18 protein-coding genes are annotated in these 23,593 nt (G+C 72.1%); 13 read left to right on the top strand and 5 right to left on the bottom strand.

Going from position 1 to position 23,593, the window contains the following annotated elements; translation table 11 throughout:
• The first annotated feature begins 33 nt into the window (after positions 1-33).
• The 9 genes from WMF43_RS33780 (at position 34) to WMF43_RS33740 (ending at position 13,559) form a co-directional block, all read left to right on the top strand.
• On the top strand, positions 34-2,442 hold the full coding sequence (locus WMF43_RS33780; protein ID WP_437671040.1) for a tetratricopeptide repeat protein: 2,409 nt from the start codon (positions 34-36) through the stop codon (positions 2,440-2,442).
• On the top strand, positions 2,439-6,842 hold the full coding sequence (locus WMF43_RS33775; protein ID WP_437671039.1) for a tetratricopeptide repeat protein: 4,404 nt from the start codon (positions 2,439-2,441) through the stop codon (positions 6,840-6,842). The genes WMF43_RS33780 and WMF43_RS33775 overlap by 4 nt, the downstream gene beginning before the upstream one ends.
• Positions 6,839-8,203 (top strand): tetratricopeptide repeat protein, encoded by a 1,365-nt coding sequence (locus WMF43_RS33770; RefSeq protein WP_437671038.1) that lies wholly within the window; start codon positions 6,839-6,841, stop codon positions 8,201-8,203. The genes WMF43_RS33775 and WMF43_RS33770 overlap by 4 nt, the downstream gene beginning before the upstream one ends.
• A gap of 13 nt (positions 8,204-8,216) precedes the next feature.
• Positions 8,217-8,465: a hypothetical protein gene (locus tag WMF43_RS33765; protein ID WP_104984087.1), complete on the top strand. Its 249-nt coding sequence runs from the start codon at positions 8,217-8,219 to the stop codon at positions 8,463-8,465.
• Between the two features lie 6 nt (positions 8,466-8,471).
• Positions 8,472-9,053 carry a hypothetical protein gene (locus WMF43_RS33760; RefSeq protein WP_437671037.1) on the top strand — a complete coding sequence of 194 codons (582 nt, stop codon included), beginning with the start codon at positions 8,472-8,474 and terminating at the stop codon, positions 9,051-9,053.
• A gap of 208 nt (positions 9,054-9,261) precedes the next feature.
• Positions 9,262-10,710, top strand: coding sequence for an AgmX/PglI C-terminal domain-containing protein (locus tag WMF43_RS33755; RefSeq protein ID WP_437671036.1), 1,449 nt, complete (start codon positions 9,262-9,264; stop codon positions 10,708-10,710).
• Positions 10,711-10,920: 210 nt separating this feature from the next.
• On the top strand, positions 10,921-11,496 hold the full coding sequence (locus WMF43_RS33750; RefSeq protein WP_437671035.1) for a hypothetical protein: 576 nt from the start codon (positions 10,921-10,923) through the stop codon (positions 11,494-11,496).
• A gap of 36 nt (positions 11,497-11,532) precedes the next feature.
• Positions 11,533-12,966, top strand: coding sequence for a hypothetical protein (locus tag WMF43_RS33745; protein WP_437671034.1), 1,434 nt, complete (start codon positions 11,533-11,535; stop codon positions 12,964-12,966).
• Positions 12,966-13,559, top strand: a complete 594-nt coding sequence (locus WMF43_RS33740; protein WP_437671033.1) for a polysaccharide biosynthesis/export family protein — start codon at positions 12,966-12,968, stop codon at positions 13,557-13,559. Before WMF43_RS33745 ends, WMF43_RS33740 begins: the two co-directional genes overlap by 1 nt.
• Before the next feature lie 64 nt (positions 13,560-13,623).
• On the opposite strand, the gene WMF43_RS33735 is transcribed toward WMF43_RS33740, so the two are convergent.
• Positions 13,624-14,496 (bottom strand): PPC domain-containing DNA-binding protein, encoded by an 873-nt coding sequence (locus WMF43_RS33735; RefSeq protein ID WP_437671032.1) that lies wholly within the window; start codon positions 14,494-14,496, stop codon positions 13,624-13,626.
• Complete coding sequence (locus WMF43_RS33730) at positions 14,493-16,454, bottom strand: thrombospondin type 3 repeat-containing protein (RefSeq protein ID WP_437671031.1); 1,962 nt, start codon at positions 16,452-16,454, stop codon at positions 14,493-14,495. Before WMF43_RS33730 ends, WMF43_RS33735 begins: the two co-directional genes overlap by 4 nt.
• Before the next feature lie 225 nt (positions 16,455-16,679).
• Between WMF43_RS33730 and WMF43_RS33725 the strand changes: the two genes are divergently transcribed.
• The 3 genes from WMF43_RS33725 (at position 16,680) to WMF43_RS33715 (ending at position 19,265) form a co-directional block, all read left to right on the top strand.
• Positions 16,680-17,339: a Maf family protein gene (locus WMF43_RS33725; protein WP_437671030.1), complete on the top strand. Its 660-nt coding sequence runs from the start codon at positions 16,680-16,682 to the stop codon at positions 17,337-17,339.
• On the top strand, positions 17,336-18,916 hold the full coding sequence (locus tag WMF43_RS33720) for a hypothetical protein (RefSeq protein WP_437671029.1): 1,581 nt from the start codon (positions 17,336-17,338) through the stop codon (positions 18,914-18,916). Before WMF43_RS33725 ends, WMF43_RS33720 begins: the two co-directional genes overlap by 4 nt.
• An 85-nt stretch (positions 18,917-19,001) precedes the next feature.
• On the top strand, positions 19,002-19,265 hold the full coding sequence (locus tag WMF43_RS33715) for a hypothetical protein (protein ID WP_012238561.1): 264 nt from the start codon (positions 19,002-19,004) through the stop codon (positions 19,263-19,265).
• Here the strand turns inward: WMF43_RS33715 and WMF43_RS33710 are convergent.
• The 3 genes from WMF43_RS33710 to WMF43_RS33700 all read right to left on the bottom strand — a co-directional run bounded on the left by WMF43_RS33710 (position 19,246) and on the right by WMF43_RS33700 (position 21,367).
• Positions 19,246-20,283 carry an RluA family pseudouridine synthase gene (locus WMF43_RS33710; RefSeq protein WP_437671028.1) on the bottom strand — a complete coding sequence of 346 codons (1,038 nt, stop codon included), beginning with the start codon at positions 20,281-20,283 and terminating at the stop codon, positions 19,246-19,248. The two genes, WMF43_RS33715 and WMF43_RS33710, sit on opposite strands and share 20 nt — an antisense overlap.
• Positions 20,284-20,337: 54 nt before the next feature.
• Entirely contained in the window at positions 20,338-20,898 is a 561-nt protein-coding gene (locus WMF43_RS33705; protein ID WP_437671027.1) for an SMI1/KNR4 family protein, read from the bottom strand.
• Between the two features lie 271 nt (positions 20,899-21,169).
• Positions 21,170-21,367, bottom strand: coding sequence for a hypothetical protein (locus WMF43_RS33700; protein ID WP_437671026.1), 198 nt, complete (start codon positions 21,365-21,367; stop codon positions 21,170-21,172).
• Positions 21,368-21,715: 348 nt separating this feature from the next.
• On the opposite strand from WMF43_RS33700, the gene WMF43_RS33695 reads away from it, so the two are divergent.
• Positions 21,716-23,575: a MopE-related protein gene (locus WMF43_RS33695; RefSeq protein WP_437671025.1), complete on the top strand. Its 1,860-nt coding sequence runs from the start codon at positions 21,716-21,718 to the stop codon at positions 23,573-23,575.
• The last annotated feature ends 18 nt before the right edge of the window (positions 23,576-23,593 follow it).

The raw sequence follows: 23,593 nt of genomic DNA, 5'->3' as shown, positions 1-23,593 counted from the left end.
CCAGTAGGATCGAGCTCGTTAGGACAAGTCGTCATGACCTGGGACTCCGGATCGCGGGTATTCCCTGCCTTGCTTGGCCTGCTCACGCTCGGCGCGGCCACGACCGCGGCCCCGGGCGGCGCGTGGGCGCTGGACTCCGAGCGCGCCTACACGAGCGCGTCGCAGCAGATCAGCACCGTCTCCTCGCAGCTCGGCGCCGTCCAGGCGGCCATCCAGAAGTCGCGCGGCGAGGAGCGCTCCCCGGCGCAGCGCATCGCGGACGCCGCCCTGCTGATGGGATCGAGGGACTACGAGCGCGCGGCCAACGTGCTGAACCAGGTGATCGAGAAGTACCCCGATCATCCGACCGCGTTCCCCGACGCGCTCGCGATGCTCGGCGAGACGTACTTCCGATCGAAGCAGTACCTCTCGGCCCGCCGCGTCTTCCTGCGCATCGTCGCGAGCGGCTCCGAGCCGCGCTTCGCCGCCTACCAGGCGAAGGCGCTCGGCCGGCTCGTGGACATCTGCCTCCGCATCAAGGACTACGATGCCCTCGACGCCGTCTTCGCGTCGATGAACAACGTCCCGTCCGCCGCGGCGGGCAGCGCCCTCTCGTACGCGCGCGGCAAGGGCCTGTACGTGAAGCGGGACTTCGGCGGCGCGAAGGCAGCGCTCGGGGCGGTCGACCCGCAGAGCGAGTACTTCCACCAGGCGAGGTACCTGCTCGGCCTGATCGCGGTGAAGGAGGCGACGCCTCCGGCCGAGCCGCTCAAGGAGGGCGAGGCGCCCCCGGCCGTGCCGAAGACGCGCTACGTCGCCGCGATCGACCTGTTCCAGAAGGTGACGCAGCTGCCGCCCGACACCCCGGAGCACCGGCGCGTGATCGACCTCTCGTGGCTCGCGATCGGGCGGCTCTTCTACGAGGCCGATCAGTGGGCGCAGGCGGTGCAGGCGTACGGCCACATCGATCGCGTCTCGCCCGAGTTCGGGACCATGCTCTACGAGCTCGCCTGGGTGTACGTGCGCCTGGGCGACGTGGATCGCGCCCAGCGATCGCTCGAGATCCTCGCCATCGCCGAGCCCGACAGCCAGAACATCGCGGACGGCTCGCTGCTCCGCGGCGACCTGATGCTCCGCGCCGGCCGCTTCGAGAAGGCGCTGAAGGTGTACGAGGGGGTGCGCGCCACCTACGACCCGATGCGCGCGCGCGTGGACGCGTTCCTCGGCTCGACGAGCGATCCCGCCGTCTATTACGACAAGCTCAGCCAGGAGCAGCTCGAGGCGCTCGACACGAACGTCTCGCTCCCGCCGCTCGCGGTCCAGTGGGCGCGCGAGGCGGAGGACGGTCCGGCGGCGTTCGCGGTGATCGACGACATCAACCTCTGCCGCGATCTGATCAAGCAGTCCAACGAGCTCATCGAGAAGCTGAACGCCGTGCTCAGCTCGCCCAACCGGGTGCGCGCGTTCCCGGAGCTCAAGGCCGGCGAGGAGCGGGCGCTCTCGCTGCTCAACCGGGTCGCGCTGGCGCGCCTCGCGCTGGGCCAGGGCATGGATGACGTCGAGGACGGCTCGCTCTCCGGCGAGATCGGGAGCGTGCGCGCGCGGCGCCGCGCGCTGGAGAAGCGCCTCGCGCAGGTGCCCGTCACGGACGCCGATTTCATGGAGCGCGAGACGCAGGCGATCCGGCAGTGGAACACCCAGTCGCAGCGCCTCCAGCAGCTGACGCTGCAGATGGACACGCTGCAGGCGACGATCAACGGCCTCCGGCGGGTGCTCCGGGAGGGGCCGCAGGCCGGGGTCGTCCGGGATCCCGCGAGCATCGCCCGGTTCGAGCACGAGCTCGCGCAGAACGAGCGCGACCTCGCGGGCTACCGCCAGCAGTCGGACGTGCTCCGCCGGCAGGTCAGCGCGGGCCGCGTGCAGGTCGGCTTCGGCGATCAGCGCTTCATCGAGGACGCGCAGGTGCGGAGGGCTTACCGCGACGCGCTGACCCGCGAGGTCGAGCTCGCGTCGGCGGGCGCGGGCGGCCAGGATCTCGCGGCGTACGCGCGGCGGATCACGCCGGTGCTCCGCGCCGGCGACGCGGCGGACGCGCGGGTCGAGGCGGCGCTCCGGGAGATCGAGGCCGAGGTCGCGCAGCGGTCCGCCGGCCTCCGGCAGACGGTCAGCCGGGAGACGGCGAGCGTCGTGCACTACTCGGTGCAGCTCGAGGCGCTCGACAGGGAGGCGCGCCTCGTGGTCGGCGAGGTCGCGATGCGGAACTTCGGCCTCGTCCGCGACCGGCTGAAGAACATCATCCTGCGCGCCGACGTCGGCATCACCGAGGAGGCGTGGGAGGTGCGCGAGGAGCAGATGACGCGCGTTCGCAGCCTGCAGGTCGAGCGCGCCCGGGAGGACCGGCTCCTCAAGGAGGAGCTCGACGAGGTCCTCGACGACAGCGGCGATCCGGAGGACGAGAAGTGAGCAAGGAGCATGGCGGCGCGAGCGCGCCGCAGATCCGTGAGGCACTGCGCGCTGGATCGGAGGCGCGGATCCTCGTGCCCGGAGCCGCGGGCGGTCTGCTCGGCGTCGCGCGCGTCGGGCGCCGTCGCCCGCGCGGCGCGCTCGGCTTCGCGAGCCTCGCCCTGGTGCTGGCGGTCGCGCCCCTCGCGCTCTCCCAGCCGGGTGGTCCACCCGCGCCGGCCACGTCCGCCGTCCCCGCCGCGGCGCCGACCGCCACGTCCCCTGCGGCGGCAGGCGCCACGCCCCCTGCGGCAGCTGGGGCCGCACCCCCTGCGGCGGCCGGCGCCTCGGCTCCTGCGGCGTCCAGCCCCGCCCCTGCGGCGGCCCCGGTGGTGCCCTCCTTCGCGCCGCCGATGTCGACGGGCCGCAAGCAGGCGCCGCCTCCTCCTCCGCCCACGCCCGCGCAGCTCGCCGCGCTCGCCGCGCTCGAGAAGGAGGCGGCCGCCTACGAGAAGGCGGCCCGCGACTACCGGAGCGCCATCACCCGCATCGTGCAGCACCATTACGAGGATCGGCGCCGCCGCATCCTCTCCGCGCTCGACCGGGAGATCGAGACGGAGAAGAAGGGGCTGCGCGACGCCCGGGAAGAGGCGATCCGCCGGCTGGAGGTGTTCGTCCAGCGCTATAGCGGCCCGAACGCCCACCCGGAGAACACCCCCGACGCGATGTTCCGCCTGGCCGCGCTCTACGAGGAGCGCGCCCGCACGGACACCGACGTGAGCGACGACCTCAGCGCGGCGCTGCTCCCCGCGATCGCGCTCTACAAGCGCGTGATCGGCGAGTTCCCGCAGTACCGCGAGCTCGCCGGGATCTACTATTACCTCGGCCACGCGCTGAACGACTCCGCCCGGTTCCCCGAGGCGCAGCAGGTGTGGCGCTCGCTCGTCTGCCACAACAGGTATCCCTATCCCGTCGCGCCCGACCCGAAGGACCCGGCGCGCGACACCGTCGGCGCGCTCCCCCAGGACCACGACCCGGATTACTGGACCGGCTGGGAGGCGCGCCACCCGACGCCGATCGGCCCGACGCCGCGCAACCGGGCCATCCAGCCCGCCCGCAGGCAGGGCAAGGCGCAGGCGGCCGCCGTCGAGGACGAGACCAGCTACGTCAACCCCTACCCGGACGAGTGCCAGCCGATCCCGCAGAAGACGGCGCTCGGCGCCGAGCCCCGCTACATCGCCGAGGTCTGGTGGCAGATCGGCGACTACCATTTCAACGAGATCGACCGCGCCGGCGGCCCGTTCAACTACAACAGGGCCGAGTCGGCGTACCGCCAGTCGATCAAGTACAAGAAGCCCCCCGTCCACGGCGTCGCGATGTACAAGCTCGCGTGGACGTACTTCAAGCAGCAGCGGTACGAGACGTCGGTACGCCAGTTCATCGAGCTGCTCCGTTATACCGATGAACAGGAGAAGCTCACGGGCGATCCCGGCGCGGATTTCCGCGCGGAAGCATACACCTACATCGCCGGCTCGCTCACGTACCTCGACTTCGTCGGGCCTGGGCCGGATGAGCCCTACGTCCCGAGGAACGATGTCCTCGACGTCGAGACCGACCCCCGGATGGCCGAGCAGAAGATGCGGATCGCCATCGAGCGCGTCCAGGATCCCAAGCTGATCCCGCAGGACGAGAAGTGGACGGTCGAGATCTACAAGGCGCTCGCGCTGGAGTTCAAGGAGCTCAACCAGTACCGCAACACGATCGAGGTGAGCGAGATCCTCCTCAAGAAGTGGCCGATGCACCGCGACGCGCCCGTGGTCCAGAACCAGATCGCGGACATCTACGACACGCTCACGTCGCAGTCGCGCGAGGGGACGGCCGAGCGGGCGCTGAACTCGGCGAAGGCGCTCGAGGCGCGCACGAAGCTCGCCCAGTACGTGGGTATGACGCCGTGGGTCGAGGCCAACAAGGACGATCCCGAGGCGATCCAGACCGCCGAGCGGCTGGTTCGCGGCGGGCTCCGCCGGGCCGCGGCCGACCACACGAACGCGGGCAGCGCCCTCGTGCAGCAGGCGCTGAGCACCGGCGAGAAGGAGTCGCGCGACCCGATCTTCGAGCGGGCGCTCAGCGAGTACCGCCTCGCCGCGCAGGGCTGGGCCGGCTACCTGAGCCAGGACGAGAACGCCCCCGACGCGTACGAGAGCCGCTACTGGCTGGCGGACGCCCACCACATGATCGTCGTGATCTCGGTCGCGATGGATCGCTCGCCCACGCGGGACGAGGTCGAGGTGGCGAGGCGCGCCGCGATCAGCGTGCGGGACTCCAACGAGGACGACAAGTACCTGCAGCCGGCGGCGTACATGGTGGTCGACACGGCCCACCAGGCGCTCCTGGACCGGCACAAGACCTTCCAGCGGACGAACGGCGCCGAGGGCATCGAGCCGCGCGACAAGGTCAAGATCGTCGGCGAGGGCGACCAGCAGCGCGTGATCGCCGAGCCGCTGCCGCCGGAGGTCCAGGCCAACGTCACCGCGCGGGACGAGTACATCCAGCGCGTCCCCCCGGCGCTCGACGCCCCGAGGAACATCGATCTCTACGCGTTCCAGGCGGCCGACTACTACTTCCTGTACGGCCAGTTCGCCGAGGCGCGGCGGCGGCTCGAGCCCATCTACAACGAGCAGTGCGGCAAGACGGAGTTCGGCTACAAGGCGTGGGAGCGGCTCACGACGATGTCGAACCTCGAGAACAACGTCGAGCAGAGCCGCAAGCTCGCCGAGGCGGCGCTCACGCGGAGCTGCGCTGTCAGCGAGGAGCAGAAGCTGAAGGAGGGCGACATCGCCCGGCCGACGATCTCCCGCGGCTACTACATCGACGCTGCGCGCGCGTTCGAGAAGGCCGAGAAGATGCCGGACGGCCCAGCGCGCATCGCCGCCTGGCGCGAGGCCGCGGCCCTGTACAAGGTCGCGCTCGAGAAGGCGCCGGCCCGGGACGAGGCGCCGGAGGCCGCCATGAACGGGGCCTATTGCTACAAGCAGGTCGGCGACTACGACCAGGCCATCGCGATGTACTCCCTGTTCATCAAGGAGTACGGAAACGAGGAGAACCTCGCGAAGCTCGAGAAGGGAGACCCGGAGGCGAACCCCCCGAAGAACCCCGACCCGAAGCGGTACGCCGAGCGGGTGAAGTACCTGAAGCAGGCGTACGACGCGCTCTCCGCCGCGTACGTCCTCTTCTTCAACTACCGGAGCGCGGCCGAGACCTACGACACCATCGCCCGCAACACGCGGTTCGAGCAGGCGGCGCGCCGGGACGCGGCCCGGAACTCGGTGCTGCTCTACGCGAACATCGGGGAGCGCGACAAGATGGCCGCCTCGCGCGCCACCTTCATGAGCCTGAACCCGCCCCCCGAGCAGAAGGCCGACATCGACTTCCTCGTCGCGTCGGCGGACCTGAAGGCGTGGGACGAGCAGGGGCCCGATGACGGCCCGAACCGCGCCGCGCGCCTCAAGGCGTCGCAGTCGATGGAGGCCTATTACGCGGCCAACAAGAACAACCCGGCCGCGAGCGGGTATGTCGTCCAGGCGGCCTACCACGCGTCCAAGATGCGCGCCGCCGGCGGCGATCCCAAGGCGCGAGACTGGTGCAAGAACACGACGAACGCGTTCACGTCCTTCCGGACCACCGCCGCCGACAAGACGAAGGTCCTCGGGTCGGTGCAGGCCGACATGGCGGCGGAGTGCGCCTACAAGGCCATCGACGAGCGCGTCAAGGCCGAGTTCGACTACGACACGGGGCACCACCGCTACGAGGGCGTCATCGACCAGGTGAAGCGCGCCTTCGAGGCCGACGTCGCCAAGGCCAACGACCGGTACTGGAAGGAGCTCCAGGAGGTCATCACCGCCTACGAGTCGCGGCCCTGGTCGGTGGCCGCCCGCGCGCGGCAGGGATCGCTCTACGACTCCTGCCGCACCGGCCTCTACAACGCCCGTCCGCCGGGCCTCAAGCTCTACACGGACAAGGAAGAGAAGCTGCTCAAGCTCGCCGAGACGAGCGATCGCGAGGATCTCCAGGAGACGGCCGACGCGCTCCGCCAGAACCGGCGCGAGCAGTGGCGCGCCGCGCGCGAGCGGCTCCTCAACGACGCCGACAAGGCGATGGTCAAGTTCTACGTGGAGTCCGTGGTCTGGGCGAAGGCGTGGAAGGTGCGGAATCCGGCCGTGGACCAAGCGATCCAGCGGCTCGCGTTCTTCACCGACATCCTCGGCGACGCCAAGCTCCGCGAGTGGAGCCAGGGGATCATCGACCCCGAGACGAAGCGCCCGTTCGAATACAAGGATGGCCTCTTCCTGCGCACGCGGCCCGGCATGACCCCGCCGCTCGCGCCGGACGGCCTCCCCCTGCCCCTGCCGGTCGTTCCATGAAGCGCCGCCTCCACGCCGCCGCCTTCGCGAGCCTGCTCGCCGTCCTGTCGCCGTTCGCCGCCGTCTCCTGCGGCGACGAGGCGACGCCGCCGCCCAAGGCGCCCACCCAGCCCGGGCCCGTCGGCGCTCCCCAGCCGCCCGGCCAGCCCTTGCCGTACGGTATGAACGATGCGCCGAGCTCGGCACGTCCGTACGATCAGCCGGCCCAGGCGGCGCACCCGGCCATGAACGGCCGGGCGGCGGCGCTCTATCAGAGCGGCCTGCAGGCCTTCGCGAGCGGCGACCTCGCGAACGCGCGGGCGCTGTTCGCGCAGGCGACGCAGGCCGATCCGCGCGCGCACCAGGCCTTCTACTCGCTCGGCGTGGTGCAGGAGCGGCTGCGCGACGGGGCCGCCGGCGCGAGCTACCGCCAGGCGTTCACGATCGTGCCGGACTACGAGCCCGCCATCATCGCGTACGCCATGCTGCTCGCCCGGAAGGACCAGCTCGGCGAGGCCGAGCGGCTCCTCAACGAGAAGCGCGGCCAGATGCCGAAGTCGGCGGCCGTCGCCGCGACGCTCGCGGAGATCAAGTCGCTCCAGAAGGACTCCGGCTCGGCCCAGCGCATCGCGCAGGAGGCGCTGAAGATCAACCCGGACTACCGGCCGGCGATGGTCATCATCGCCCGCGATCACTACCGGAACAGGCGCCTCGATCTGGCCCTGTACGCGCTCCAGGCGATCCTGGACGGGTTCGAGCCGGTGAGCGAGAACCCGCCGCGCGACAGGGACAACGCCGAGGCGCTGCTGCTCCGCGGCCTGATCTACCGGGAGCAGGGGCAACGCGCCGCGGCGATCGAGGAGTTCCGCAAGGCGGTGGCGCGCCGCCCCGACCTCGTCGAGGCGCGCGTCCAGCTCGCGACGTTCCTGCTCGAGGCGGGCAACGCCCAGGAAGCGCTGCCGCTGCTCGAGGGCGCCGTCCGGTTCGACTCCGAGCACCTCGCCGCGCACCTCAACCTCGGGGACGCGTACCGCCTGCTCGAGCGCTACGCCGACGCGAAGCGCGAGTTCGACTGGGTGCTCGCCCGCAACCCGAACCTGCCGCAGGTCCACTACGACCTCGGCCTGCTCTATCTGTTCGCCCCCAGCGTCCCCGGCATGACGCCCAAGCAGCAGGTGGCGGAGGCGATCAAGTCGCTCACCAAGTTCCAGGAGCTGCGCAATAAGGGCCAGCGCGACGACTCGGAGGAGCTCTTGAACCGCGCCAAGCTCAAGGAGGGCGAGCTCAACGCGGCGGCGGCCGCAGCGCAGCCCGCGACACCGACGCCGCCCGCCGCGGAGGCGGACGGAGGCGTCGCCGCCGACGCCGCGACCAGCAGGTGAGGAGACCATGAGCATGTACAAGGCACTCGCGCTCGGTTCGGTGCTGCTCGCGATCCTCTGCCACGGCGACCGCGCCGGCGCGCAGGAGAAGGGCAAGCAGCGCGGGGTCATCACGCTCGCGGAGGTGACGATCACCGGCCGCATCCAGAAGCCCATCGCCGCCGTGGACGTGAGCCGGATCCAGCCGAAGCTCACGCTCGCCGAGCTGCGGCAGCCCTTCCTGGATCGCATCGAGCAGGCGATCTTCAAGGAGCCGTTCTAGGCCGCGGTGTCCGCCGCGCTCTTCCTCGCGCTGTCGCTCGCGGCGAGCGGCGCCTGTGCGGCGGTCTCGTGGCGGTACCCGAGGCAGGTCGCGCGCGTGACCTCGGGCGACGCGAGGGCGCTCGCGCGCTCGCTCCGCGCCCTCCCTGGCGAGGCGAGGCTCCCCGAGCTGGCGAGGCGATCGCCGCCGGAGAGCTGGGAGCGCCGCCTCGCCCTCGCGGTGATGTCCGCCGAAGGCCCGCGCGCGAAGATCGCGGCGGCGAACGATCTGCTCGTCGAGGTCGAGCAGCAGCTCGATCTCGCCGCCGGGTGGCCTCCCGCCGCGGCGCGCCTGTCGGCGCTCGGCGCGTTGCTCCTGGCCACGTTGTCCTACCTCGCGCAGGCCGGGCCGTCCGCCCTCGCGCTGGTGCTCGGCGCGGGGGCCGCCGGCGCGATCGCGTCGGCCGCGGCCGGCCGCGCCGGCCGCGCCGCCGCGGAGCGCCAGCGCGAGGCGATCGACGCGCTCGTCGACGCCGCCCTGGGGCCGCTCGACCGCGCCGCCGGGGCGACCCCCGAGCGGCCGCGCCGCGCGCGTCGCGCGCCCTCGTGAGCGCCCCGCGCGCGCTCGCTCTCCTGGACCACCCCGCGGCGTCCGTGTACCCTCACGCGCCGGTGGTGTCGTCAGCTGCGCAGCGCGTCTCCCGCGGGCCCTGGCTCGGCCCGCGCCGTGCCTTCCGGGCCTCGGGCCGCCGCTCCGCCTGCCGATCGCAGTCAGCGTCGGCCCCCGCTTCGTCCCCCCTTTCTCGGAGGCCCTTGGAATGACCCAGCAGCACCCGCTCCCCACCCCGTCGCGCCCCGGGCAACCTGGGCAGATGACCGCGGTCATGCGGGCGATCCCGCAGGCGACTGGCCCGAAGGTCCTCAGGATCGGCCTGGTTCAGGAGGGGACGGTGATCGAGGAGCGCGTCATCAAGCAGCGCACCCACGTCACCATCGGCCCGAGCGAGAAGAGCCTGTTCGTCATCCCGAGCAAGAGCATCCCCCCGAACTTCCGCCTCTTCGAGCTCGTCGGGGGCGAGTATTTCCTCAACTTCCTGGACGGCATGACCGGCCGGGTCGCCTTCAAATCCGGCGTCTCCGACCTCGCCGCGCTCAAGTCGTCGGCGAAGCGCGTGGCCACCGGCAACGCCCAGGCGTACCAGGTCCAGCTCACCGAGGAGGCGCGCGGCAAGATCGTCGTGGGAGAGACGACGTTCCTCTTCCAGTTCGTCGCGCCGCCGCCGGTGCAGCCGAAGCCGCAGCTGCCCGTCTCGGTGAAGTCGGGGATCGCGAACGATATCGACTGGACGACCACGATCATCGCGGCGTTCTCGTTCCTCTTCCACTTTGGCGCCGTCGGATCGATCTACTCCGACTGGATGGATCCGATCGTCGACGATGAGGTCGACGTCGCGCAGCTGCTCGAGTCCGTGAAGCAGCTGCCTCCGCCGCTGCCGGTCGAGCAGCCGAAGGAGGCGGTCGACGCGCCGGCCACGACGGCGGCGCCCGTCGCCGAGGCCCCGAAGGCGTCGGCCGGCAGCGGGAACAAGGGGGCAGCCGCCGCGCCCGGGAAGGGCTCCGGGGGCATGAGCGACGCCAAGGCGGCTGCGCTCACGAACGAGCTCGCGCAGCTCGACATGCAGATGCTGGGCGCGCTCAACTCGAGCGGGAACGCGACCGCCAACGTGCTGAGCTCGGGGGACGTGCCGCTCGGCCTGCTCGAGAACGCGGCTGCCTCGGGCGCCGGCGTCGGCAAGGGCGCTGTGGCAGGGTTGAACATGGGCGGCGCCGGGGGCGGCACGGTGCGGCCCGGCGCGGCCGGCGGCGGCGGCCTCGCGAGCATCGGCAACACCGGGACCAGCGGCCCGGCGACGGCCGGCTCGACGCAGGTCGTCAAGGGACCGGTCGGCAACGCCCAGGTCGGCGGCGCCGCCGTCTCCGGCGGCAGCGTCTCCAACGCGTCCTCGGTCGTCGCCGGGATGGCCGCCGGATTCCGCCGTTGCTATAATAAAGGGCTCCAGGAAGATCCGAGCATGAAGGGCTCGGTGAAGATCACCGCGAAGATCGGCCCGAATGGCGAGGTGCTCTCCGCGAGCCCCTCGGGCGGCTCCAACCTCTCCGGGACGGTGATTTCCTGCGTTGTTGCGCGCGTTCAGAGCGCGCAGTTCGCGCCGCCCGAGGGCGGCGGCGCGACGGTGGTGATCCCTGTCACCTTCGTCAGCCAGTAGCCCCGAACTCCGACCCGGGCCGAGGGTGACAGCCTCCGCCCCGTTTTGCTCGAGTTGAATGGCGCGCCTCCGCCGCGCACCCAAACCAGGGGAGACCTCGTACGGACTCACCTGACGGGCGTCTGCTGCCTGCTCGGCATGCTCATTGCGTTTTGACAATTACGTCTGCCCGCCTCTATACTCCGCGGGCCTGACTTTCGGAGGTCATCGATGAAGCGCGAACAGATCCCCGGCCTTGCAGCAGCAGCGTTGATCGCGGCCGTGATCGGCCACGGCATCGCCGCTGCGCAGGCGCAGACGGCGCCTCCGCCGGATGCGTCCGCGGGCCTTGCGCGGCAGGTGACGTTATCCCCGGCTGAGCAGCTTGCGCAGAGCGACACCTTCCTCGCCCGGATGGACGGTTCCCGCACGTCGGTTCGTCGCCAGCTCGAAACGGCCCGTTCGCAGCGCGACGTCGTGAAGACGTTATGCTTGAACGACAAGCTCAATCAGATCGACGTCGCCATCCGCTCCGCCCGCGAGCGGCGGCAGGGCCTGGAGCTCGCGGTGAACCGCCGCGACGCCGATCTCTCCAACCATGAGTTCACCATCCTGACGGTGCTGAGGCAGCGGACGGAGCAGCTGACCGCCGAGGCCAATCAATGCATCGGCCAGGAGGCCGGCTTCATCGGCGACAGCGCCGTCACGGCCACGATCGATCCGAACCTCCCCAAGGAGGATCCTTCGGAGTATCCCGTCAATCAGATCATCATCGAGCCGCCTGCGTGCAGTAGCTGTTTTAGGTAGGCGCCAGCCTTTCTCGATGCCACTGCCCAATAGGCGATGAAACTTCGTGACACCATAGCCGCTGCCGTATTCACAATCACCCTGTCCCCGGCGCTCTCCTCCGCTCAGGATCAACCCTGGCTGAAGGATCGTCGCTACACCGAGGGCATCGGGATACGCGCCGGCGATCTCGAGCTTCATCCGGGGATCGCCGCGGAGTTCGGCTATGACTCCAATTTCTTCCGCAGGGCCGAGGACGACCAGGCGGGCTCGGATGACGTCGGGCCTGTGGGCTCGATGCGGCTCCGGATAACGCCGTCCTTCTCGCTCTCGACGCTCAGCCAGCAGCGCCAGGAGGTGTCGCCCGGCGCGCCCCCGCCCGACGTCGAGTTCCGCGGCGGCATCTCGGCGACCTACGACGAGTTCTTCCCGGTCTCCGGCATGGAGAGGGGGCAGGAACGGATGAGCGAGCAGAGGAACGTCGGCGGCCTGCTCGACGCCACGCTGACCATCCTGCCCCAGCGCCCGTGGTCCGTGGTCCTCGACGGGTCGCTCGGCCGGACCATCGCGTCTTCCGATCTGGGGATCTCCAACCAGAGCTTCCGGCGGATCAACGCCGACGCGGGGGCGGAGCTCGTGTGGACGCCGGGCGGAGGGCTGCTCGACTGGCGGCTGGGGTACCGCTTCCTCGGCACGTTCTTCGAGGTCGATGAGTTCAGCGGCCTGACGAACCTGCACCACTCGATCCGCACGCGGGGCCGCTGGCGGTTCTTGCCGCGCACCGCGCTCATCTACGATGCGTCCCTCGGGTTCGTCAATTACCCCAACCCGACCATCCAGCGCTCCTCTCACCCCCTTCGCGCGCAGATCGGGCTCAACGGCCTCGTGACACCGTCGTTCGGGTTGCTCGCGATGGCCGGCTGGGGCGCGAGCTTCTACTCGTCGGAGGGTCAGGTCGATGTCGTGAACGACTTCGACAGCGTCATCGGTCAATTCGAGCTCAAGTGGTTCTTGACGCCGAACCCGTCCACGGATCCGGCGGCGGCGACGCTCGCGCTCTCCTCGCTGTCGGCCGGCTTCACGCGCGACTTTCATGACAGCTTTCTCTCGACCTATTTCGAGCGCGATCGCGGCTACCTCAAGCTGACCTACTTCTTCGGCGGGCGTTTCCTGGTGATCCTCGACGGCGGCGTGGCGGCGCTCGTCTATCCCGCCATCCCGGGGTCCGGCGACACGGGCGCGCCGGGGCTCGGCACCATCGAGCCAGAGCCGGCCTGGACGGATGTCCGCATCGATGCCTCGCTGTTCGGCGAGTACCGGATCGGGGACTCGCTGGGGATCAACTCGACCGTTCGGTACGGCAACAACGTCAGCAGCACCTCGCTCTCGACCACCGAGCGTGACGGAGCGACCGGCGAACTCGTTCGTGCGAACAACTCCCTTGGCTGGCAGCAGTTCGAGGCCTACCTTGGCGTGCGTTGGTTCATGTGATGCGGCGTCCTGGTCGGTGGTTGGCCGCCCTGCTCGCGCTGGCGATCTCCGCCTGCTCGTCGCGCCAGCCTGAGCCGGTGAACCTGCCGCCTCCCGTGGAGGCGACGACCATCGGTGTCGGCGACGTCTTCGAGCTCCGCATCGTCGGCGAGGACAAGCTGCCCTCGACGTTCACGGTCGCGCCGGACGGGACGGTCGATTTCCCCTACGTGAAGCGGCTCAAGGTCGCGGGCCTCGAGCCTCAGGAGCTCGCGGAGCTCGTGCGCGCGAAGCTCATGGAGGGGCAGATCCTCACCGATCCGAGCGTGAGCGTGAGCATCCGGGAGTACAACTCGAAGCGGGTCGAGGTGCTCGGTGAGGTGCAGAAGCCCGGGTCCCTGCCGCTCCAGCCCGGCATGACGCTGCTCCGCGCCATCTCGATGGCCGGAGGGTTCAACAGCATCGCGAACAAGGATCGCGTCACGATCCGACGGAAGTCCCAGGGGAAGACGGTGTTCGCCGTCGTCTCGGTCGAGGACATCATCGACAACAAGATCCCCGACGTGCCCCTCCAGGCAGGGGACTCGATCAACGTCGCCCAGCGCGTCTTCTGAGCCTGAGCGGCCGAGCGCCGCCTGATCGCGCGCCGCCCCCTGCCGAGGTGGCGCGCGAGGCCGTTCAGTTCTTGCGTGCGAGGCGGAAGTGCTTCCTGCCGGTCGCCGGGTCCACGGTGGGCGGCTCGATGCGGAGCATCGTCAGCGAGACCTCGCGCACCCGGCCGTCGCGCTCCTGGCGGAGGCGGATCCGCTCGCCGTCCGAGCTGATCACGATGCACTCGCCGAAGTGGAAGTGGGTCACGCTGTCGCCCACCTCCGGGTACACCGTCTCCTCCTCCTGGCGAGGACGGACCGGTCGCTGCAGCACCGGCGCGGCGGCAGGCTCGACGGCAGCGGCCGGGGGCGCGGCGCGCGGAGGATCCACGACCGGCGCCGGGGGCGCGGCGCGGGGAGCCTCGACGGCGACGGCCGGGGGCGCGGCGCGCGGAGGATCCGCGGCCGGCGCAGGGGGCGCGGCGCGGGGCGGCTCACTCGCGGGCGCAGGGAGGGTGGTCGACTGGGCCGCGAGCTGCAGGAGGCCGGTGCGTTCGTCAGGCGTCCGCACGAGCGGCAGGTCGTCGAACGTGGTGACGTGGAGCTCGAGCCCGTAGACGCGCGCCCACACGAGCTCGCCGCCAGCCAGCTGCAGGCCGACGCCGGACTCCCGGGCGAGCGTGGCCGACAGGCGGAGCGATGTCTCGCCCTGCTGCTGCGCGATGCTCCCCGAGAGCGCCACCACGTCGCAGGGACCGTCGAGGACCCGCGCCTTCGCGTAGGTGCGGGAGGCTTGATCGAACAGCGCGATCTCCGCCCTCTCGAGCGAGCCTGTTCCCTGGATCCAGCCGGCGCGCGCTTCCACCTCGTCGAGGGCGCGCACCAAGGCAGCGGGGAGCTCTTCGCCCCGATCGAGGCGGATGATCAAATGACGGGCACGGCGTGCCTCGAGGACGTTCATCGCAGTTTCTTCTCTCCGGTCGACGAGGAGGACGCGCCCGGCGCGCGGGGGGTTGCTTCCGGGCGCCGAGCCCGGGTGGCAGTCATCTCGATCTGGGGCGCGCCCGGCGCGCGCGTAGCTGAGGGGTCGCCGGCGGCGGCGGTGATCCGGTCCGCCGGGATGCCGGCCCCGGCGAGGATCTCTTTGACGGCGCTCGCGCGCGCGCCGGCGAGCTCCACCGCGCGCGCCGACACGTCGCCCGCGCGATCGGGGTAGGCCTCCACGATGACGACATCGAGGGGCATCCGCCCGCGCAGGAGCTGGGCCATCATGCCGAGCTGGGACGCGAGCGCCGGCGGTACACGCGCGCTTCCCGCAGGGAAGCGTACAAGGCCGTCCAGCGCGACCTGATCGCCGGACCACCGCGGCAGGGACTTGCCGTTCGGCTCGGGGCAGCCGTCGGCGTCCGCCGTGCCGTCGATCGTCTCGGCGGTCGTGGGGCACGCGTCGGCCGCGTCGGCGACGCCGTCCTCGTCGTTGTCGCGTTCGGGGCAGCCGTCGCCGTCCTGGAAGCCGTCGCGATCCTCCTGCTCGTCCGGACACTGATCGCTGGCGTCGGGGACCTGGTCGATGTCGTTGTCGGGATCCGGGCAGCCGTCGCCGTCTCTGAAGCCGTCGACGTCCTCCGCGCCGTTCGGGCACGTGTCGCGCTCGTCCTTGATCCCGTCGCCGTCGTTGTCGTCCTCGGGGCAGCCGTCGCCGTCCTGGAAGCCGTCGCGATCCTCCGCGGCGTTCCGGCAGCTGTCGGTGTCGTCCGGGACGCCGTCCTTGTCGTCGTCCGCGTCGGGGCAGCCGTCGCCGTCCTGGAAGCCGTCGATGGTCTCGGGCTCGTCCCGGCACTGGTCGCGCCCGTCGGGGATGCGGTCGCCGTCGTTGTCGTCCTCGGGGCAGCCGTCGCCGTCCTGGAAGCCGTCGCGATCCTCCGCGGCGGACGGGCACTGGTCGTCGCGGTCCAGGACGCCGTCCGCGTCCACGTCGCGCCCCGTCGGCGCGTACCGGAGCGCCAGGTTGAACCGGAAGCGCGGCGCGGTCAGCGCGCCCTCGGAGGCGACGGGGACGGCGCCGCCGCCGCCGGCGGACAGCGACACATCGCCGGCGAGCAGCGGGGCGCTCGTGGCCGAGACGATCCACTCGGCCGGCACCAGCGCCCCGCCCCCGCCGGGCTGCTCGGCGAGCGTGCCGAGGGCGAACACCTCGGCGCTCGCCGTGAGCCAGCGGCCCGGCAGCACGTCGTACGCGGCCCCGAGCGCGCCGAGGAGCTGGGAGCCGATCTCGGCGTCCGCCAGCCTGCTCGATCCGCGGAGCCGCGCCCCGATCTCGGCCCCGATCTGCAGCCTGTCGAGCCGGTACGCCGCCGCGACGCTCGGCGCGAACGTGACGGTCCCGGCGCTCGCGAACACCGTCTCATCGCCGGTGGGCAGCGCGAGCTCGGCGCGCGCGGCGAGCGAGAAGCCGTCGAGCGGACCGCGCCGGGGCGGCGGCACGATCGCGAGCGCGGCGCCGAGGCGCGCGTCGCGCAGCACGCTGCGCGGTAGCGTCTTGTCGGTGCCGAGGACATCGGCGAAGCCGGCGCCGTCCTGGTACAGGGTGACGGGCGCGGCGATCGTGACCTCGAGGCGATCGGTGAGCCCGAGCGACCACAGGAAGGTCGCGTCGACCATGTTGTCCAGCGCGTGGATGATCGTCCCGCCGGGGTCCGGCGAGCTGGCGCGCAGGCCCACCGGCCTCGACAGGTAGCTCGCCACGAGGCCGAACGAGGCCTTCGCGCTCGGGGCCGTCGCCGTGCTCCCCACGGCGAGGAAGGGGCCGCCGCCGGCGTGAGGCCAGAGGTTGTCGGCGTCGATGCAGCCCGACAGCCCATGGGCGGGCGCACACTCGTCCGCGCGCGCCGTCGCCGGGAGGAGACCCGCCGCGAACATCCCAGAGGCCACCAGCAGCGGGAGGCTCGATCGTGCTGGCACCCTCCGGTTGGCGCGCATCGCGCCCGACCCTCTACTACTGACCGGGTGAGAGTCAAAACAGCAATCGTCTCGGCGCGATCCAGAGGGCGCCCGAGGCGCCGGGCTGCGCTGCATTCCGCGGTCGCTCCGGGCCGTGCTAGGACCACGCCCGCCGGGGCCGGCGCCCCCGCCGCCAGCACGCCCATGATCGACGACGCGCACCCGCTCCTGCTCGGCTCCGGCTCGCCGCGCCGGCGAGAGATCCTGACCACGCTCGGCCTGCCCCTCCGCGTCGCGGCGGCCGACGTCGACGAGACGCGGCGCCCCGGCGAGGCGCCCGCGGCCTACCTGGAGCGCGTCACGCTGGCCAAGCTCGAGGCCGCGCGTCGGCTGGCGCAGGCGGCCGGAGCCGGCGCTGTCCTGGTCGCCGACACCGCGGTCATCCTCGGCGACGCCATCCTCGGCAAGCCGCGGGACGAAGCGGACGCGCGCGCCATGCTCGGCGCCCTGTCGGGCCGCGAGCACCAGGTGTGGACGCGCTTCGCGATCGCCGGCGGCGGCCAGGTCGAGCTCGCTCCTCGGGCCACCCCCGGTCTCGACGGGCCGCTCCACGCCGAGACCGTCACGACGCAGGTGCGCTTCCGCGATCTCGGCGACGACGAGGTCGCGTCGTACGCGGCCACCGGCGAGGGGCTCGACAAGGCCGGCGCCTACGCCATCCAGGGCCTCGGCGCCTTCGCGGTCGCGCGCATCGACGGATCCTACTCCAACGTCGTCGGTCTGCCCGCGTGCGAGGTGATCGCGGCGCTGCGGGCCACCGGCTTGCTCGCGCGCTTCCCGCTGCCCCGTCCGCGCGGCTCATGAGCGGCGACGCCTTCGCCGGCGCGCGCCGGCGCGACGCGCTCGCCGTCTTCGCCCTCGCCCTCGCCGCGCGGGTCGCCGTCGTCGCCTGGGCGGCTGGGCGCTTCCCGCCCACCGCCGACGGCACCTACTACCAGCGCATCGCCGAGCGGATCGCGGCGGGGCTCGGCTACACGTGGCTGTGGCCCGACGGCGTCGTCACGTACGCCGCGCATTACCCGGTCGGCTACCCGGGCGCCGTCGGCGCGCTGTACGCGCTGGTCGGCGCGCACCCCGCGGTCGCGATGCTGCTCAACGCCGCGCTCGGCGCGCTGGCGGCGCTCGCCGTCCACAGGCTCGCGGCCCGCGCTGCGCCGCGGTCGCGCGCCGTGCCGGCGCTCTCGGGCGCGCTCGTGGCGATCCATCCGGGGCTCGTCGCGTACACCCCCGCCCTCATGACGGAGGGCGTCACGGGATCGCTGGTCGCCTGCGCCGCGTGGGCCTCCGCGTGGGCGCGCGATCGCCGCCCGGCGCTGGCCCCGTTCGCCGTCATCGGCCTGCTCGTCGGCGCGGCCACCCTCGTCCGCCCGCAGGCGCTCGTGCTCGCCCCCGCGTTCGCCGTCCTCGCGCTCTCGGGCCCGCTGCCCGGCGGCTCCCCTCGCGCGCTCGCCCCGCCGGACGGCGCGCCGCTCCGGGCGCGGGCGGCGCGCGGCGCGGCGCCGATCCTGCTGACGCTGATCACCGCGCTCCTCGTCTGCGCGCCCTGGACCGCGCGCAACTGCGCGCGGATGAACCAGTGCGCGCTCGTCAGCGTGAACGGCGGCTGGAACCTGCTCATCGGCGCCGACCCGGCCTCCACCGGCGCCTGGGCGCCGATCCAGGTGCCGGAGGCGTGCCGCGAGGTCTTCGACGAGGCCGGCAAGGACACCTGCTTCGGCCGCGAGGCGCGCCGCTTCATCGCGCAGCACCCGGGCGCCTGGCTCGGGCTCGTGCCGCGCAAGCTGGCCGCGACGTTCGACTACTGCGGCGCCGCCGGGTGGTACCTGCACGCCTCGAACCCGGCGGCCTTCGGCGAGGCCCACAAGGTAGCGCTCGGCGCCGTCGAGACCGTCTTCGAGCGCGTCGTCCTCCTCCTCGCCCTCGTGTGGGCTGCGCGCGCGGCTCACACGCGCGCGCCCGATGGCCGCGCGGCCCACACGCGCGCGCCCGATGGCCGCGCGCCCGGGCCCTCGCTCGCTCCGCGCGCGCTCGCGGTCGCCCGGCTCGCGCTGCTCGCCGTCGGGGTCGCCGCCGCGCTGCACGTGCACGCCTGGGTGGGCTACGTCGCGCTCCTCGCCCTCGCGTCGCTGCAGGGGCGCGCGCTGCTCCGGGCGCCGGTGCTCGCGGGCGCCGCGCTCGCCGTCCTCGCGGCGACGGCGCTCACGCACGCCGTGTTCTTCGGCGCGGGCCGCTACGCGCTCGTCGCGTTCCCGCTGCTCTCGGGGCTCGCCGGGCTCGCCGCGACGCGGCAGAGCTCGGACCCGCCTCGCGCCGGCGCGCCGTCGGGAGCGGGCGGCGCGGTCTTCGCGCCGCCGCGCGGCCCAAGAGACGAGCGACTTTGACAGCGCCGCCCGCGCTGCTGCATCCTAGGCGCCCTTCGGCTCGGGAGCGCGTGCCCCCGGCCCGTGAACCCTGGAGGAGAGACCGATGCCCTTGATTGAAACGGAAGAGGCTGCGCGACGCCTGGCGCGCGCCATCGCAAGCGATCTCTCGCTCTACAACGAGGAGAAGATCGTGCAGGGCATCCAGCAGGATGACCTCTTCACCGTCCTGTCCGAGGAGATCGAGGAGGGGCGCGCGCTCTACAAGAGCCGCGTCTCGCCCGACCTCTACCAGAAGAATTTCTACGACCGCGCCCTCGTGGACATCCTGATCAAGTCCAAGGGCCACATCAAATCGAAGATCTGGTAGCGAGCTTCCGCAGGCGGTCGAGCGCCCGCTGCATGTCCGCCGGCGGCGCGCTCTCCCAGCGCACCGGCGCCTGCGTCGCGGGGTGGATGAACCCGAGCACGCGCGCGTGCAGGGCCTGCCGCCCGAGCTCCTCGGCGATCGCCCGCACGTCCTGCCGCTTCGGCGGCTTGCCGTAGAGGGGATCTCCGAGCACGGGCGTCCTGCTGCGCTCGGCGAGGTGGACCCGGATCTGGTGGGTGCGGCCCGTCTCGAGCGAGCACGCCACGACCGTCGCCGCGCCCCCGAGCCGCTCGAGCGCCCGGACGTGCGTCACCGCGCGGCGCGGCGCGCTCGCCCCCGTCGCGCCGGCCTCGCCGCGGGGCCACGACGTGAAGCGGAGCCTGTCGGTCGGGTGGCGTCCGTGGAGCGTGTCGTACGTGGCGTCGCGCGCCTCGCCGACCGCGATCGCGACGTACTCCCGCTCGATCGCGTGCCTGGCGAACCGCTCCTTGAGCGCCTCGCGCGTGCGCTCGTCCTTGGCCACGACGAGCAGCCCGCTCGTGCCTCGGTCGAGCCGGTGCACGATCCCCGGGCGGACGTGGCCCATCGGATCGCGCGGGTCCGCGGGCGCCAGGGCGAACCCCGGCAGCGCGAGCAGGCCGTTGACCAGCGTGCCCGAGCCGTGCCCGGGCGCCGGGTGCACGACGAGGCCCGGCGGCTTGTCGATCACGAGCAGGTGCTCGTCCTCGTACACCACGGGCACGGCCACCTCGGGCTCGGCGGCGGCGGCCGCGGGCGGCGGCTCTTCCGGCCGGACCTCGATCGCCGCGCCCGCGCGCACCGCGATCGACGCGCGCGCCGGCTCCCCGTCGACGAGGATCCGCCCCGCGGCGATCCATCGCTGCACCGCCGCCCGCGAGGTCGCGCGGCCGGCGCGCTCGAGCAGGTGGACGACCAGCTTGTCGAGCCGGTCGCGGGGGTCTCCGTTGACCACCTGGAGGTGGATCGCGTCCGCTCCGTCAGCCGTCGCGTTCGTCACGGGCCTCGTCCGCAGCCGAGCGGGGCCGGCCTGGAGGCGGCGGCTCGGGCGTGATCAATACTCCGTATCGCCCTCGTCGTCCTCTTCGGCGGTCCCGAGCTCCGGGTTGAGCGCGACGTGCGACTCGAGATCCTCCAGCCGATGCCCTTCGGACAGCCTGGCCAGGCCGCACTGCTCGACGAGGTACAGGTCGAACGCCGTGTAGCGCGGGAACACCCGGACGTTCGTGTCCTCGTTGTCGAGGCCGAGGATGACGAGCTCGCCGTCGCGCCGGGCCTCGCCGAGGTAGAGCGCGTTCCACGGCTGACCGGCGAGGTTGGGCAGCCGCACGACCTTGCCCCGGAGCCGCGACTCGGTCCAGCCGAGGTCCGTCTTCGCCTCGGCCAGCTTGCGCACGGAGGTGAGCTTCGGCCGCGGCGCCGAGGGATCCTTCCCGAAGCGATGCCGCCCCTTGAACCGGGGGCCCAGGCTGGCGAACGTGAAATCGAACTCGAGGAACGCCCGCAGCGTGGGCGGCAGCTCGACCATCAGCTTCGACTCGAGCGCGTCGAGGGCCGCCTGGCTCGCTCCCACGGCGGCATGGCTGGAAGGGCGCTTCTTCAGTTGCGCGATCACGCGCTGTACAAGCTCAACGCCACGTTCGATCGGTGCCATGTACCCACGGGCCGCAGTTTGCGCGGCGTCCTTCGGGACCCAGCGGGGCGTCGCTGACGCCGCGTCCTGGGCCCCGGTTGTTGCGGGCTCGTCGCCCGCTCGGGCGGCACTCTACATCAGCCGACCGGGAGCGCGTCCCTCAATGGTGCCTACCGGTCCGGTCTGCCGGGTGTCAACCTGCGATCGCACCGGCGGTCGATCCTTTGCGGGGAGCGACCCGGGCGCCCGCCTCTCACCGGCGCCGCGACACCGGCGGCTCGCCCCCCTTCCTCGCGCGCGACGCGCTGCGCGCCCGCCGGATCAGGAAGACGACCGCCCCGAGCACCACGGCGGCGCCGATCGCCAGGATGGCCCAGGATGGCGCAGGATAACGGCCGCGCTGAAGCCCAGGAGGCGGACGTTCGTACTCGATCTGGAGCTGCGCTCCCACCGGGCCTCGTTACACGCGGAAGCATCGACCCGCAACTGCCCCGAGTCGCTCCCGGGAAGGACCGCAGCACCAGCACCATCATTCGTTCTTGCAAGAATTTTTCAGTTGTGTCGCCCGTGGCACGGGTCTCCTCCATCCAGCGACACGGGGGCGCCGGGGGCTCAAACTTTGCTTCTCTGGAAACGCAGGCGTGTAGAGTGGGCTGAAGCGTGGGCCCATGCGGCCGGTGCGAGAGGGTGAGAGATGAAGCCGGGCTCTTCAGCAGGGGTCGGGAGGGAGCCGTCGTGGCCCCGAACGTTCCGACGATGTCTCTTCGCGGCGGGGGCGTTCGCGGCCCTCGCCGCCTCGATGGGAGCCTGCGGCAGGACGAGCCTCCTCGAGCTCCCCGACGCGGGCGGGGGCGGCTCCGGCGGCGCCGCGAGCACCACCAGCGCGGACGTGTCGACGTCGTCGAACGGCGGCGGCGGTAACGGCGGCGCTGGCGGCGCGCCGGCGTGCGGCGGCCCGACGGACTGCGACGACGGCGACGCCTGCACCAGCGACGCGTGCGAGGAGGGCGGCTGCGTGCACCGCCCGCGCGACGACGACGGGGACGGCGAGGGCCCGGCGATCTGCGGCGGGGGCGACTGCAACGACGTCAACCCGTCCGTCCGGCCGGGCGCGCCGGAGATCTGCACGGACGCGGCCGACAACGACTGCAACGGCGTCGCCGACTGCTTCGACCCCGCGTGCGCCGCTGCAGAGACCTGCGGCTGCGCGCCGAGCCCCGCCGGAGAGCGCTGCGACAACGGCGTCGACGACGACTGCGACACCATCGTCGACTGCTTCGACGTGGACTGCGCCGGCACCCCCGCCTGCGGATGCTCCGCGAGCGAACTCGGGAAGTGCGGCAACGGCTTCGACGACGACTGCGACGGCGCGTTCGACTGCGACGACCTCGACTGCGGCTCCGACGCGCTGTGCGGCTGCGCGATCCAGGGAGAGCGCTGCGACAACGGCGCGGACGACGACTGCGACCTCCTGGTCGACTGCGGCGATCCGGACTGCCGCGGCGTCTTCCCCTGCGCGTGTATCCCGCCCGGCTCGCCGGAGCGGTGTCAGGACGGCGTCGACAACGACTGCGACGGGCGCGTCGACTGCGCCGACCCGCACTGCATCAACGCGCCGGCCTGCGACGTCTGCGTGCCGGAGATCTGCGACGACGGCATCGACAACAACTGCGACGAGCGCGTCGACTGCGCGGACACGGCCTGCACCTTCGCGCCGCGCTGCGCGCCGACGCCGGAGCAGTGCAACAACGGCCTCGACGACGACCGCGACGCCCTCGTGGACTGCCAGGATCCGGACTGCGCGAGCAACCCGAGGTGCGTGCTCCAGCAGGCGAACTGCCTGTCCCCGAAGCTCATCCCCGGGACCGGGACCTACACGGGCGACACCACCGGCCACGTGAGCGAGACCCGCGGCGCGTGCGGCGGCGACGCCGGCGAGGCGGTCTTCTACTTCGTGCTCACCGCGCCGTCGCGCGTGCACCTCGACTCGGTCGGATCGAGCTTCGACTCGGTGCTCTACGTCCGCACCGGCATCTGCGACTCCGGTCGGGAGATCGCCTGCGACGACGACAGCGGCGGCGCCGCGTGGTCCTCCCTGATCGACTTCACCATCCTGTACCCGGGCACGTACTTCGTCTTCCTCGACGGCTTCACGATCGATCCGGCGAGCGGCGCGAACGAGGGGCCCTTCGTGCTCAACGTCGAGATCGCCCCGAACCCGCCCGAGGTCTGCAACGACGAGCTGGACAACGACGGCGATCACTACGTCGACTGCGCTGATCCCGGCTGCGCCACCTTCGGCCCTTGCCGGCGCTGCGCCCGCGGAGCCGACCCCGGCCCCGAGTTCGGAACCGCCGCGTGCAGCGACGGGCTCGACAACGACTGCGACGGCGCGATCGACTGTGCCGACGAGGACTGCAGCGCAAGCGACTTCTACGTGACAGAGTGCTGCGACGGCGCCGACGAGAACGGCAACGGGATCCCCGACGACTTCAACTGCCGGTGCGCCTCGGACGCCGACTGCGACGGTGGACAGATCTGCTACACGCACACTTCGTACAGCTGCGGCCCGCCGTGCGACAGCTTCTTCGGGAGCATCTGCCCGTTCGTTGCTCCTGGGTCGCACTGCAACGTGACGACGCACCAGTGCGAGTTCTGACGGGCGCGCCGCGGCGCT

The sequence above is a fragment of the Sorangium sp. So ce131 genome, assembly GCF_051519095.1.
GTDB lineage: Bacteria > Myxococcota_A > Polyangia > Polyangiales > Polyangiaceae > Sorangium.
The sequence above is the reverse complement of the archived record's forward strand: the minus strand, read 5'-3'. Positions and strand labels throughout refer to the sequence as shown.